This window comes from Prosthecobacter gellanilyticus (genome assembly GCF_007992435.1).
Lineage (GTDB): Bacteria > Verrucomicrobiota > Verrucomicrobiia > Verrucomicrobiales > Verrucomicrobiaceae > Prosthecobacter > Prosthecobacter gellanilyticus.
In genome coordinates this window covers 68,315-82,094 of sequence record NZ_BKAG01000032.1, presented here as the reverse complement: position 1 = coordinate 82,094, position 13,780 = coordinate 68,315, and the positions used below count along the sequence as shown (strand labels likewise).

8 protein-coding genes and 1 tRNA gene are annotated in these 13,780 nt (G+C 61.1%); 6 read left to right on the top strand and 3 right to left on the bottom strand.

The features are described from left to right. Window positions 1-524 precede the first annotated feature (524 nt). From BGE01nite_RS19480 to BGE01nite_RS19470, 3 genes are all read left to right on the top strand, one after another. A tRNA-Arg gene (locus BGE01nite_RS19480) sits at window positions 525-597 on the top strand. A gap of 152 nt (window positions 598-749) precedes the next feature. After that, window positions 750-2,336 (top strand): hybrid sensor histidine kinase/response regulator, encoded by a 1,587-nt coding sequence (locus BGE01nite_RS19475; RefSeq protein WP_146852746.1) that lies wholly within the window; start codon window positions 750-752, stop codon window positions 2,334-2,336. Window positions 2,337-2,540: 204 nt separating this feature from the next. Further along, complete coding sequence (locus tag BGE01nite_RS19470; protein ID WP_146852745.1) at window positions 2,541-7,439, top strand: beta strand repeat-containing protein; 4,899 nt, start codon at window positions 2,541-2,543, stop codon at window positions 7,437-7,439. Between the two features lie 165 nt (window positions 7,440-7,604). On the opposite strand, the gene BGE01nite_RS19465 is transcribed toward BGE01nite_RS19470, so the two are convergent. From BGE01nite_RS19465 to BGE01nite_RS19455, 3 genes are all read right to left on the bottom strand, one after another. Beyond that, window positions 7,605-8,885, bottom strand: a complete 1,281-nt coding sequence (locus BGE01nite_RS19465; RefSeq protein ID WP_146852743.1) for an MFS transporter — start codon at window positions 8,883-8,885, stop codon at window positions 7,605-7,607. Between the two features lie 9 nt (window positions 8,886-8,894). Continuing rightward, window positions 8,895-9,824, bottom strand: a complete 930-nt coding sequence (locus BGE01nite_RS19460; RefSeq protein ID WP_146852741.1) for a ThuA domain-containing protein — start codon at window positions 9,822-9,824, stop codon at window positions 8,895-8,897. Window positions 9,825-9,974: 150 nt separating this feature from the next. Continuing rightward, entirely contained in the window at window positions 9,975-10,274 is a 300-nt protein-coding gene (locus tag BGE01nite_RS19455; protein WP_146852739.1) for a hypothetical protein, read from the bottom strand. Between the two features lie 162 nt (window positions 10,275-10,436). On the opposite strand from BGE01nite_RS19455, the gene BGE01nite_RS19450 reads away from it, so the two are divergent. The 3 genes from BGE01nite_RS19450 to BGE01nite_RS19440 are packed head-to-tail and all read left to right on the top strand — an operon-like array spanning window position 10,437 to window position 13,776. Continuing rightward, window positions 10,437-11,750: a M20 metallopeptidase family protein gene (locus BGE01nite_RS19450; RefSeq protein WP_146852737.1), complete on the top strand. Its 1,314-nt coding sequence runs from the start codon at window positions 10,437-10,439 to the stop codon at window positions 11,748-11,750. Between the two features lie 3 nt (window positions 11,751-11,753). Beyond that, window positions 11,754-12,782 (top strand): NAD-dependent epimerase/dehydratase family protein, encoded by a 1,029-nt coding sequence (locus tag BGE01nite_RS19445; RefSeq protein WP_146852735.1) that lies wholly within the window; start codon window positions 11,754-11,756, stop codon window positions 12,780-12,782. Then, window positions 12,769-13,776 carry a dihydrodipicolinate synthase family protein gene (locus tag BGE01nite_RS19440; protein ID WP_146852733.1) on the top strand — a complete coding sequence of 336 codons (1,008 nt, stop codon included), beginning with the start codon at window positions 12,769-12,771 and terminating at the stop codon, window positions 13,774-13,776. The genes BGE01nite_RS19445 and BGE01nite_RS19440 overlap by 14 nt, the downstream gene beginning before the upstream one ends. Window positions 13,777-13,780 lie beyond the last annotated feature (4 nt).

Here is a 13,780-nt window from a genome sequence, read left to right as displayed (position 1 = left end):
AGTTACCTATGTTTTGAACGCTCCCCCCACTCCTCGACACCGCTCACCGCTCACCGCTCACCGCTCACCGCCCGCTGCCCAACACCACTCCACCACTCCACCACTCCACCACTCCACCGCTTATCCCATATATCTCATCCCCCATCCCCCATCCCCCATCCCCCATCCCCCATCCCTGATCGCTCATCCCTCCTCCCCACAGAAAAAAATCTCCCCGCCCACCCATCCACTTTTTCCCCTCATGCGATCTACCAGTGGACACCGGAAAAGCCTCTCCCCAGAAATGGAATGAGGAACACTTCGAAGGCGTTCACCAAGTCCTGACCAGCCCCGCGCTGGTCAGGACGTATTTTTGGGGGGTGGCACTCAAAGCACAGACTCAGCCCCAAGGTTCTGATCAGAACATCCGAGCCCTCCGCGTCATCTGCGGTTAAAAATCGTCCCTCCCATCACCCAGAGCAGCGGATTTCGCATCGCGGCGGCTTGATTACCCCGTCTAACCCTGTAAATCAGCCCTCCTCAAGGCACCCGTAGCTCAGTGGATAGAGCAGTGGATTTCTAATCCTCTGGTCGCAGGTTCGATCCCTGCCGGGTGCGCATCTCTCCATGGGGACCTGCATAGGATCGGAAGCCGATCCTCTTGTAGTCAATCTCACCAGCCCCCTATCGCAGAACATGGACACGGCCTGCTGAGAAGTCAGCCACGTTGACAAAAGTGTCACGATTGACACTCTGCACCGTACCATCCCATGGCAGATTCCCTTCCTTCCAGCGCCATTTCGGCCCCGCCGCCGGATCTCCGGCTGGCGGCCATCGTGGATTCATCGGATGACGCCATCGTCAGCAAGAGCCTCGAAGGCATCATCACAAGCTGGAACATCGGGGCCGCGCGCATTTTTGGTTATGAGGCGGAGGAAGTGATCGGAAAGCATATCTCCATCCTCATCCCGCCGGATCGCCTCCAGGAGGAGCCCGAGATTCTCCGCCGCCTGCAGAAAGGCGAGCGCGTGGACCACTTCGAAACGGTGCGCGTGCGCAAAGACGGTCGTCTCGTGGAGATCTCCGTCACCATCTCTCCGGTGCGTGATGCCAGCGGCACCATCATCGGCGCCTCGAAGATTGCCCGCGATATCACCGCACAAAAACAGGCCCAGCGGGAGATGGCGCGTCTGCTGGAGCAAATGAAGCAGGCGGACCGCATGAAGGTCGAGTTCGTCGCCACACTCTCCCATGAGCTCCGCACACCGCTGAATGCCATCATCGGCTGGCTGGAGATCCTGAAGGACACCCGTCTGAACCCAGGCGAGCTCGAGGAAGGTCTCGCCGCCATCGAGCGGAATGCGCGCAGCCAGGTGCAGATGATCGAGGACCTCCTCGACATGAGCCGCATCGAAACCGGCAAGATCGCGCTCGATCTCCAAAGCCTCGATGTCCCCGCCGTGACCTCGGCCGCCATCGCCGCCATTGAACCCGTCGTCAAAGCTAAGGAGATCCGCCTCACCACCGCTTTTGACAGCATCAACGGCGCTGTCATGGGCGACCGCACTCGCCTCCAGCAGATCATCTGGAACTTGCTGACGAATGCCGTGAAGTTCACTCCTAAAGGCGGGCGCATTCACGTCACCCTTGAGCGGGTCAGCTCCCATCTCGAGCTCGCCGTGCGGGACAATGGCATCGGCATTCTCGAGGACATCCTCCCTGTCATTTTCGACCGCTTCCGCCAGGCAGACTCCTCCAGCACCCGTCGTCACGGCGGCCTTGGCCTCGGCCTGTCCATCGCCAAGCACCTCACTGAGCTCCACGGCGGCCAGATCCTTGTCCGCAGCGAGGGCAGGGACAAAGGCTCCGTCTTCATTATCTGCCTGCCCGTTGTCGTCACCCATTATGAGGAGGCCAGATCCACCTCCGAGCAGCGCAACTCCGAGGTGGATGACAATCATGATGAAGCCGACCTGTACGGCTACCGCATCCTCACTGTGGACAATGATCTGGACTCGCTCCTCGTGCTGAAGCGCATCCTGGAAATGAGTAAGGCCACCGTCCACGCCGTCTCCTCCGTAGATGATGCCCTCGCAGCCATCCCCGAATTCCGCCCTCACCTCATCTTGAGTGATATCGGCATGCCTGATCGTGATGGCTACGATCTCGTCCGCGAGGTGAAAAAACTCTCCGGCGGTGCCTCCATTCCCATGGTGGCCCTCACCGCGCTCATGCGCCCCGAGGACCGCGTCCGCACCCTCCGCTCAGGCTTCCAGATCCATCTCGGCAAGCCCGTCAATCCCGAGGAGCTCATCGCCGCCGTTCATAATCTCCTCAGCCTCACCAACCGCGCTTGAGGGCGGGAGAGCCTGTTATCGCATGATTTTTTGTTAGGCCCTTCGAGGTCATTCACATCAGAGTGGGGCGCGCTCCATGCATTTGGTGACAAGATCGTTGGGTGAAACGGTGCCCGGGCGGGCCTACACGGGCGTCCCCCCTCAATAAGCACCGTGTGTTTCCAGCCTGATGTCAGGCTGAGGCCATGGCGCGCCTCTGCCCTCATGCCCAAGCTCACACCTTGCTGGTTCTGGATCGTCATGGCCATCGGATGGCTGTCCACGTTTCCCTCACCACTGAATGCTCAATCCATCTGGAACACTACCGATGGAGCCTGGAGCAGCAACGCCAGCTGGTCCCCTTCCAGCGCACCAACGAGCAGCGGCACCACCTCGCTCATCTTTGGCGGCAGCACGGGCTATACCAGCACAAACGACCTGGGCGATTTCAGCCTGAACCAGATCCGCTTCACCAACAGCGCGGGCACAGTCACGCTCGCCGCATCTCCCGCTGCCAGTGCGCTGATTCTCACCAGCACCGCAGATTCGGCCATCCCCTCCGTTTCCCTGGAAGGCGCAGGCAATGCCACCCTCACCGCGCCCCTGACCTGGGCCACGAACAGCATCACGAGCAACACCGGCTCCGGCACCTTGCTCCTCAATGGCACGCAGACCTATGCCAGCGGCACCAAACAAACTTTGCTCAATAGCGGCACAGGCACCATCACCCTGGCGGATGCCATCACCTATGCCAGCACGGGCACAAACACCGGCCTTGTCATCAACGCCATCAACAACAACGCCACGGCGAACAGCTTCAGCATCGGTAACCTCGGCAATCTCACCAACTTCACCCTCAATGTCGGCGGCACCGGCACCGTGCGCTTTGCCGGCAGCACAGGCGGGGACCTCCTCAGCGCCTCCGCCGTGCTCAATGTGCAGTCCGGGGCCACCTTTGACTTCAATGGCAATGGCGAGTCCTTCGGCGCCATGTCAGGCGCGGGCACCGTCCGCACCACTGTGAACATCAACGTGTCCTCCGCAGGCTGGTATCAGTATTCCGGCCAGATGACCGGCGCTGCCGGCAACCTGACCGTCTCAGGAGTCAGCCATACCCTGGTGCTTTCCAACGCGACGAGCAACTACACCGGTGCCACCTCCATCACGGCGGGCAAGATCATCGTCTCTGCCAATGCACCCAGTGGCAGCGCAGGTGCCCTCGGCAATGCCACCACGGAGGTGCTGGTGGGAAACACCAGCGGTTCTAGCATCGCCTCATTGCTCATCGACACACCGGGAGTCTCCATCGGTCGCAACATCCGTCTTCAAACCGGCAGCTCCGGTGTCTACACCCTGGGCGGACTCAATACCAGCGGCACCGCCACCTACAGCGGCAATGTCACCCTGGGCACCAACAGTGGAGCCGCGAAAGGCCTAACTATTATTTCCGCAACTGCTGGCACCGTCGAGTTCACCGGCAACCTTCTGCGCGCCACCTCGGCCACCGGCACCACGGACACACTCATTGTGACCGGCGGCGGCACCGTGGCTCTCTATGGCGCAAACACTTTCACCGGCACCACCACCGTGAACGCCGGCACCCTCCAGCTCAATCACAGCACGAACAACAGCACCAAGATCAGCAGCACTGCCGGACTCATCTTGAATGGCGGTTCCATCAGCCTCATCGGCAATGCTAGCGCCAGCAGCAGCCAGACAGTGAGCGCCACGACGTTGGGAAACAGCACCGCACCTCTCGGCGGTAGTGCGCGTATTTCTGTGACCAGCGGTCTGGATCAAAACGCCACGCTGAACCTGGGTACCATCACCCGCAACACCGGCACCACGACGGATTTCTCCACCACCAACACAGGCACAGGCGTGGCCGCCATCACCATAGGCAACGGCAACAACGCCCTCAACATCCTTGGTGCTTACGCCACCTTCAATCGCACCGACTGGGCCGTGAATGGCGGCGGAGGCAATGTCACCGCCCTCGCTTCCGGCAGCTATACGACCAGCTTCGCCACCGGCCAGCACACCAGCCTCTCCGCCGCCACTACCACGCTGCCCAGCGGTGGCGGCACCACCGGCACACTGCGCATCACCGGCACCTCGGCAGTCGCTTTCAATTCGACCACTCAGGGCACGCTCACCATCGAAAGCGGCGGCATCCTCGTCTCGCCAACGGCAGGAGCCACCAGCATCGGTGCCACCACCCGCCGCGGCACTCTTTCCTCCTCCACAAACGAGTTCGTCATTCATCAAAACAGCACGGCTGGCGCGCTCAGCATCCACTCCGTGATTCCAGACACAGTGGCAGGCACCAGTTTGATCAAATCGGGCGATGGCAATCTCATCCTCACCGGCACGAACACCTACACCGGCAACACGTACATCAATGGCGGCACCGTGACCGTCACCGCCGCAGCCAACCTCGGCGCTGTCACCACCGACATCATCATTCACGGCGGCACCCTCGCCCTTCCCAGTGGCGGCACCTTGGGCACCATCAACTCCGCGAACCGCGTCATCACCGTCGGCCCTGCCGGAGCCACCTTCAATTTCACCGCCAACCAGAGCATCGAAGGCAACGGATTCAATGGCACGGGACCACTCACGCTGGCCGGCTCCGGCATTGTCAGTGTCGGCAGCAATGGCAGCTCCTTCTCCGGAGCCATTATCATCAACAACGGCGCTCTGCGCATGTCCAGCCCGCAGCTCAACAGCGCAGCCTCCATCACCGTCAACAGCGGCGGCTCCTATGAGGTCAATGACGACGGCACGGACACCTTCAGCATGGCTGCCTCGGGCCGCTTCGTCATCAATGGCCTCGGTCTCAATGGCAATGGCGCCATCCGCCTCATCGACCAGACAGCGGGCTCCTCGCGCGCTGATCCGCGCACCACGCTCGACCGCGAGATCGTGCTGCAAAGCACCTCGCGCATCCAGGTGGACAATGGCACCGTCGCTGGCAGCCTTTCCCAGCTCACCTTCACAGGAAATGTCACCGGCTCTGGAAACCTGCTGAAATCAGGCCCCGGTGTCCTTGTGCTCTCCGCTCGCGACAACAGCTATGCTGGCGATACCCAGGTGGAAAACGGCACGCTGCGCATCAACCTCGGCAATGACCGTCTGCCCACAAGCACGAATGTCGTGTTAGGCGCAGGCACTAACTCCGGCACGCTTCAGCTCAACGGCTACTCGCAAACTGTCGCCGGACTGTCCACCGCTGGCACTGGCACAGCGAATGCCGTCACCGGCGGCACCAGCACCGCCAACAGCCTGCTGGAGATCAAAGCCAGCGGCACGCAGACCTACACCGGCACTCTCGGTGGCACTGGCGTGCTGGATCAGCATCTCAACAACAACATCAGCTTCATCAAAAGCGGCACAGGCACTTTCACCCTCGGCTCTGCGAACACCTACAACGGCACCACCACCATTGCCGCAGGCACCCTGCAGATCGCTCACGCGAATGCCCTTGGTCATGGCGGCGTATCACTGGCCTCCGGCACCGCTGGCACGAGTGTGCAAGCAGGTGCCACGCTGGATCTCAACGGCCAGTCCATGGTCCAGGAAGTCATCACTCTTCGTGGCGATGGCATCGGTGGCCTCGGAGCCCTGGTGAACAACAGCTCCACACCCGCCAGCATCGGCAATGGCGTCGCCTCCCTCAGTGTTTCATCCGCCAGCACCACCGGCTGGGCCGCAGGTGCCAGCCTAACATTGGATGCTCCCGGCACAGGGATCCCGGCGACCGCCAAAGCCGTGCTCGGGCTCTCCTCATCCAGCCTCGCCCTCACCAACGGCGGCAGCGGCTTCGGTCTGGCGCCCGTGATCACCGTGAGTGGTGGAACCGGCGCAGTCGTCACGGCCCTGGTTGGCCTAACAAATTCCTCCTTCACCATTCCCGCTGCCGTTCCTGGCACCACCACGAGCTACTCGGTGGCACCGAGTGTAACATTGCAAAACGGTGCCACGGGCGTGGCCGTACTCGATGGGAATGGTTACGTCACTGGCATCAGCATCACCAGTCCAGGCTCCGGCTTCAGCACCACTCCCACCGCCACTTTCTCCGGCGGCACCACCAGCTTTGCCGGCACCACCCCCACCGCCACGGGAAACTCCACCAACTTCACCATCGCGGGCCTGAACATTGTGAACTCCGGCACTGGCTTCACCTCCACCCCCACGGTCACCGTCACCGGCGGCACCGGCGCTGTCATCGATGGCAATGACACCAATTTCGCCCTGCTCGGCTTTGCCATGACACAGGCGGGGAGCGGCTACACCTCTGCGCCAAGCGTCGGCATCCAGGGCGGCACTGCCAGCGCCACGGCTAATCTCACCTCCGTCACCCTCGCGGCAAACTCCAGCATTGGCGGCAGTGGAGATCTCACCATCCACGCTCCCGTTTCAGGCGTCTACGGCCTAACCAAAGTTGGCACTGGCACCACCGTGCTCGCAGGCGCCAACACCTACACCGGCCCCACCGCCGTCTCCGCGGGAAATCTCCAGGTAGGCCTCGCAGGCATCGGCAGCGCCGGCCAGGGTCTGCTCACTCTCTCAGGCAGCGGCGCCGTGATCTCCGGCACCGGCAGCGTCAATGCCGTCTCCATCATCCAGGGCACCTTGAAACCTGGCGACCAGGGCGGTGCTGCCATCGGCAGACTGAATGTCGGCACCCTCTCCTTCACACCCACGACTATCAACACCGTTGCCGAGTTCCAGGTCACCGGCTCCACCGGCAACTCGAATCTCGCCTTCGATTCCCTCCACGTCGCCGGCAATCTCACCCTCAACAACTTCAGCCGCATCGTCCTCAATGGCGGCAGCTATGTCCCGACCGTGGGCGATACCTTCCAACTCATCGACTGGGGCGGCCTCCTCACCGAAGGCGGCTTCTCCTGGGGCACCAACATGCGCACCGGCGCCGACTCCGCCCTCAACGAAGGCAACTTCGATCTCCCCGACATCACCGGCACCGGCTTCTGGAACATCTCCACCAACGGCGGAGCCCTCACCCTCACCGTCGTCACCATCATCCCCGAACCCGGCAAGTTCCTGCTCTTCGGCCTCTCCATGATCACCCTCCTCATGCGCCGCCGCCGCTCGATGTGATAAGCGCTTTTTGCGAAAGTCTTTGGCTCGGATCTCAAAGTGCCAACGTGCGCGTCTCATCATAGCCTGGGGTTTCAACCCCAGGGACCTGCGAGAAAGCAGACCGCAAAGCGCTGAAAGCGCGTCTCATGCGCTTGATAGGATGATCACATCACGACACTCGATCTAATCCAATCTCTTCCTGTTCGTCTCCTCCACCAGCCACACGCTCACCAGCGTGATCACTCCCATCACGATCAAATAAACCGCCACCGGCCACGGCTTGCCGCTGCTTTTCTCCAGCAGCTTCGTCGCGATCAGCGGCGCCAACCCACCCGCGAGTGGTGACGCGAGCTGATACCCCAGCGAAGCCCCGCTGTAGCGCACACGCGTCCCAAAGAGCTCCGAAAAGAACGCCGCCTGCGGCCCATACATCGCCGCATGGCCCACGAGACCGATCACCACCGCGAGCATGATCAGGCCGCTCTGCCGGCTCTCCATCATCCAAAAGAACGGAAAGGCAAAAAGCGTCAAAAACAAAGCCCCGCCGAGGTAAACCGGCCTTCTGCCGACCTTGTCCGAAAGCGCGCCAAACCACGGAATCGCGACCAACTGCACCGCCGACCCCAGCAGCACTGCATTCAGCAAAAAGTCCTTGCTGATCCCCAGCTGCTGCGAGCCAAAGCTGAGCACCAACACCGTGAAAATGTAGAAGAAAGCATTCTCCGCAAAGCGCGCGCCCATGGAGAGGATCACATTACGCGGATGATCACGGATCACCGCCAGGATCGGCACCTTCGGCCCTGGATCAGCCGCCTTGGCCTCCGTGAAAATCGGGCTCTCCATGATCTTCATCCGGATGAACATGCCCACCAGCAGCAAAAGAACGCCTAACAAAAAGGGAATTCTCCATCCCCAGGCCAAAAAGGCTTTCTCATCCATGGACGAGGCCAGCCTGAACACACCGTTCGCCAGCAGCAGCCCCACCGGCACACCGGCCTGCACCCAGCTCGCGTGGAAACCGCGCTTGCCCTCATGCCCATGCTCCACGGCCATCAACACCGCGCCGCCCCACTCACCGCCGACACCGAATCCCTGGATGAATCGTAGCGCCACCAGCAACACCGGAGCCGCCACACCGATCTGGTCATAGGTCGGCAGCACGCCGATCAGCACCGTCGCAACGCCCATCATCATCAGCGTGGTCACCAGCATGGACTTGCGCCCGATCTTGTCGCCAAAGTGCCCGAACACAATGCCACCCAGCGGCCGCGCAAAGAAGCCCACCGCAAAAGTCATGAAGGCCGCCATCGTCCCCGTCACCGGGTCGACCGAGGGAAAGAACAGCTTGTTAAACACCAGCGCCGCCGCCGTGCCATACAGGAAGAAGTCATACCACTCGATCGTGGTGCCGATGAAGCTCGCGATGACGACTCTGCGAATATTGCTAGGCTGGGAAGCGGACATAACGGAAAATTACTTGGCCGGGGTCTTCGCCTTCGCTTCCTTCTTGATGAACACCTTGCGGTCCCAGTTCTTCTTCATCTCTTCCTCCGTCACGGACGAGGCAAAGCCACCCTCGGGCACCTCCATCTTGGCCGTCCAGAGCAGCCCGTTCAGCACCAGCAGACGCTGGTTCGCATCCGCCCAGTTCGCATGCAGATCACAGCCAGTGAATCCAAAGCTGCGTCCACCGCCCGCACGCTCAAAGGCCCAGGCCACCGTCTCCTCACGCCCCGTGTGGATCTTCGCATCCTCGGTCTTGCGGCTGTCATCCGGCATCGCGCAGGCCAGCACCGGTGTCACTCCCTTGGCGGCAAAGTGCAGATTGTACAGCCAGCCATCCTTGAGCAGGTCAAAAGGCTTGATGCCCTTGTTGATCGCATGCTCCGGCACCGTGCCAAACTTCACATCCCAGTGTCCACGACAGCCGATGTCGGATTGAAAAGCCGCGCCAAACCACTCCTTGAAAGTCGGCGCACGATCCACCGGACAATCAATGCCCTGGTGTAAAATCACCAGCCCTGTGCCGGACTCCGCCAACGTTTGCATCTTCACCCAGCGCGCAGGTTCCAGGAAAGGCAGCTTGTCGCCTCCATCCATATAAAGCAGCACCGCTTTCGCACCATCGAGCACTGCCTCATCCTTCGGCCAGCCTTCCGCCACCATCACCGGAGCCACACCCGGCACCTTCTTCAGCCAGTCCATCATCAGCGCACAACCAGCGAAGTACTCATGCTGCCCCGGCTTGTTGCTCGTGCTCCCCGCGATCAGTACAATCTTCGCCAGCGACTTGTCCGCCGGCTGAACTTCGAGCGGCACCTGCAACTGCTCCTGGGTGAGCTCAGCATGCAGACTGGTGGCGAGGACGAGTGAACCTAATAATAAGGTGCGGAAGGAGGACATGGTCGGATGAGCGTGAGGATTGGCCCGCAAAGAGGCAAGTCTCAAAACGCACTTCACCGCTCATCTTCAGCCGAAAAATGAAAACAGGACGCCCGACCTCACGGCCGGGCGTCCCTTCCACAAAATTAAATCGACTTGGTCTGAGGCGAATTACTTCGCCTCGCTCTTCACAGCGGAGGTGACAGCGGAGAAGTTTACCCACATCTCGTGCTTCTGCTTGCCGACGCTGCCATCAGCACCGCGGCCCATTTTTTCATACTGCACCTTCGCCCACTCGTTCTTGCCGATGGCGACGACAGTGACGACGTTGTCAAAGGGCGCCTCGACGAGAGGTGCGGAGGTGGCGATGCGGTAGGTGTCACCGACTTTGGGGAATTCAGAGTCGGGGGAATCAGCGGCGGAGGCGGCGGCGAGGCTCATGGCGAAGAGGAGGGATGCGATGGTTTTCATGACGGATAGTTTGGTTTGGAACAGGGTGTCATTGATGACGACCCGAGACTAATTCCTCCCCCAAAACCGACAATACGACTTTCGTCGGATGGTTTGCCGGGAGCCTTCCAGGCCCCGTTTCGTGCTTGCCAGCCACCCCTCATCCTGCCTCACTGGCAGGGTATGAAGACGCCGCTTTCCCTCTGCCTCACGCTTCTCCCCTGTCTCATTACCGCCGCCGATCTCACCGATCGCGACAAACTCTTCGCCAGCAGCGTGAACGAGATGTTTCCCAAGCTCGTGGAAATCCGCCGTGACATCCACATGCATCCGGAACTCTCGAATGAAGAAGAGCGCACCGCCGCTCTCGTCGCCGAAAAGCTTAAATCGTTAGGCCTGGAAGTGAAAACTGGCGTGGCCAAGCACGGTGTGGTCGCTCTGCTCAAAGGCAGTGCTGATGGCCCCTGCGTGGCTGTGCGTGCGGACATGGATGCACTGCCCATCAAGGAACTGCGCAGCGTGCCCTACCGCTCTCAAAATCCAGGCGTGATGCATGCTTGCGGTCATGATGTGCATGTCACCTGCGCGCTTGGTCTCGCGGAGCTTCTCACGAAGCATCGTGATCAGGTCAAAGGCACTGTGAAGTTTCTCTTCCAGCCTGCTGAAGAAGCCATGCCCGCCACCTTCAAAGGCGACTGGGGCGCGAAGCTCATGGTTGCGGAAGGTGCCATGGACAATCCGCGGCCTGTCGCTGTCTTCGGCCTTCACACCAGCTCTCAAGTTCAGCCCGTGGAAAGCACCGATGACGAAGCACATTACCTGAAAGCAGGCCAGCTCGCTTACACACCAGGCATTGACAATGCGAACAGCGACCGCTTCCAAATCACCATCCATGGAAAGATGGCGCACGGCTCGTCTCCACACAAAGGCGTGGATGCCATCGCCATCTCGGCCGAGGCCATCATGGCCCTGCAGATGATCAAGAGCCGCCAGACCAACACACGCCAGCCGCTCGTCATCAGCATCGGCATGATCAATGGCGGCCAGCGTGAAAATATCATCGCAGAGAAGGTCGAGCTCGGCGGCACCGTCCGCACTTATGATGCGACTTTCCGCGATGGCGTGATCGAGCAGATGCACCGCATCCTCAAAGGCATCACCGAAGCTCACGGCGCGACCTATGAGATGGAGTATCGCAAGACCTACCCCAGCATCATCAATGACAAGCCTCTCATCGAGGCCACCCTGCCCTCTTTCCGCCGTCTCTTTGGCGAGAAGAATGTCATGGAGGCCATCCCAGGGATGGGCGGCGAGGACTTTTCCTTCTTCGCGCAGGTCTCACCGGGCTTTTACTTCCGTCTCGGAGTCGCGAATGAGGAGAAAGGCATGACCGCCGGAGGTCACACTCCGATGTATGATTGTGACGAGGAGTCCATAAAAACCGGCGTACAAGCACTGGCCGCCGCTGTATGTGACCGGCTGAACGCCGCCCCTTAGTCCATGATACCCATCACCAACCCTGACGACCTCGAGGAAGCCCTGAGCCGCCCAACCAAAGGTGTGCTCGAAACCCTGAGGTCGCTTGAGGGAGATATCATGGTCCTCGGTGCCGGTGGCAAGATGGGCCCCACCCTCGCCCGCATGGTGCGCCGTGCTTTCGATGAGATCGGCCACACCCAGCGCCGCGTCATCGCCGTCTCCCGCTTCTCGTCCAAGAAGGCCGCGGAGGCTCTGACACAGCACGGAGTCGAAACCATCGCCTGTGATCTCATGGATCGCGCCGCCGTGAATGCCCTTCCGGACGTGCCGAACATCATCTTCATGGCCGGCCAGAAATTCGGCACCAGTGATGCGCCAGAACTCACCTGGGTCATGAACACCCTCGTGCCCGCCATCGTGGCTGAGCGCTTCACCAAATCCCGCATCGTCGTCTTCTCCACCGGCTGCGTGTATCCCCTCATGCCAGCGAATGGTCGCGGCGCTCGCGAGGATGATCCGCTCACACCTCCCGGCGAGTACGCAAACTCCTGCGTGGGCCGTGAACGTGTCTTCTCCCACTACGCGAAGCAGCACGACACACCCACCCTCTTCTTCCGCCTCTGTTACGCCATCGACCTGCGCTACGGCGTGCTGCTGGATGTCGCGCAAAAGGTGTCCCAAGGCCTGCCCGTGGATGTGACCATGGGCTACGCGCATGTCATCTGGCAGGGCGATGCCAATGCACGCGCCATCCAGTGTCTCGCGCACGTTTCGTCGCCTCCGAGTGCTCTTAATGTCACCGGCCTCGAACGCATCTCCATCCGCGAACTGGCCCTGCGGTTCGGTGAGAAGCTCGGCCGCGATGCCATCATCACCGGCACTGAAAGCCCCACCGCCTGGATCTGGGATGCCGCACGCTCCTATGAGCTCTTCGGCCCGCCCACCGTGTCATTGGAAGAGATGATCGATGCCACCGTGCAATGGTTGCAACACGGCGGCGAGAGCATTGGCAAACCCACTCACTTCGAGGTTCAAGATGGACAATTTTGATTTTCACTCCGCTCTGCATACTGGCCTGGCCATTCCAGCGCATCCGCTCGCTCTAAATTCCAGCCGCAAGCTCGATGAGCAGCGCCAGCGCAATCTCGCCCGCTACTACATCGCCTCTGGAGTCGGCGGACTCGCCGTCGGCGTGCACACCACGCAGTTCACCATCCGCGATCCTAAAATTGGTTTGTTCGAGCCCGTGCTCGCCCTCGCCGCCGAGGAGATGAACCGCGCCTCACGTCCACTTGTTCGCATCGGCGGCATCTGCGGACAAACGAAGCAGGCCGTGAATGAAGCCGCCATCTTGAAGAAGCACGGCTACCACGCCGGACTCCTCAGCCTCGGTGCCATGAGCACCGCCACGGAAGGCGAGCTCATCGCGCATTGCTGTGCCGTTGCCGAGGCCATCCCCGTCGTCGGCTTTTACCTTCAACCCAGCGTCGGAGGCCGCACGCTGCCGTATTCCTTCTGGCGTCGCTTCGCCGAGATCGAAAACATCGTCGCCATCAAGATGGCGCCCTTCAATCGCTACCAGACGCTCGATGTCGTGCGCGCTGTCGTGGAAGCCGGGCGCGATGACATCGCCCTCTACACCGGCAATGACGACAACATCGTCGCCGACTTCCTCACCCCCTATCGTTTCAATAGCAAGGAGCGCCGCATCATCGGCGGTTTGTTAGGCCACTGGTCTGTGTGGACGAAACGCGCCGTCGAGCTTCTCGATCGCTGCCGCAACGCCGATGCCACCCCCGAGCTTCTGCGTCTCGGCATCGAAGTCACCGATACCAACGCCGTCTTCTTCGATGCCGCCAACGGCTTCCGCGGCTGCATCGCCGGCCTGCACGAAGTTCTACGCCGCCAGGGCCTCCTCGAAGGCATCTGGTGCCTCGACGAGCACGAGACCCTCAGCCCCGGCCAGCTCGAAGAGATCGACCGCGTCTACCGCGCCTACCCCCACCTTCACGACGACGACTTCGCCCGCCAGTTCGCGGTGTGAAGAC

Coding starts and splice junctions, on each gene's coding strand:
- BGE01nite_RS19475 (WP_146852746.1), top strand. CDS start 750: ATGGCAGATTCCCTTCCTTCCAGCGCCATTTCGGCCCCGCCGCCGGAT.
- BGE01nite_RS19470 (WP_146852745.1), top strand. CDS start 2,541: ATGCCCAAGCTCACACCTTGCTGGTTCTGGATCGTCATGGCCATCGGA.
- BGE01nite_RS19465 (WP_146852743.1), bottom strand. CDS start 8,885: ATGTCCGCTTCCCAGCCTAGCAATATTCGCAGAGTCGTCATCGCGAGC.
- BGE01nite_RS19460 (WP_146852741.1), bottom strand. CDS start 9,824: ATGTCCTCCTTCCGCACCTTATTATTAGGTTCACTCGTCCTCGCCACC.
- BGE01nite_RS19455 (WP_146852739.1), bottom strand. CDS start 10,274: ATGAAAACCATCGCATCCCTCCTCTTCGCCATGAGCCTCGCCGCCGCC.
- BGE01nite_RS19450 (WP_146852737.1), top strand. CDS start 10,437: ATGAAGACGCCGCTTTCCCTCTGCCTCACGCTTCTCCCCTGTCTCATT.
- BGE01nite_RS19445 (WP_146852735.1), top strand. CDS start 11,754: ATGATACCCATCACCAACCCTGACGACCTCGAGGAAGCCCTGAGCCGC.
- BGE01nite_RS19440 (WP_146852733.1), top strand. CDS start 12,769: ATGGACAATTTTGATTTTCACTCCGCTCTGCATACTGGCCTGGCCATT.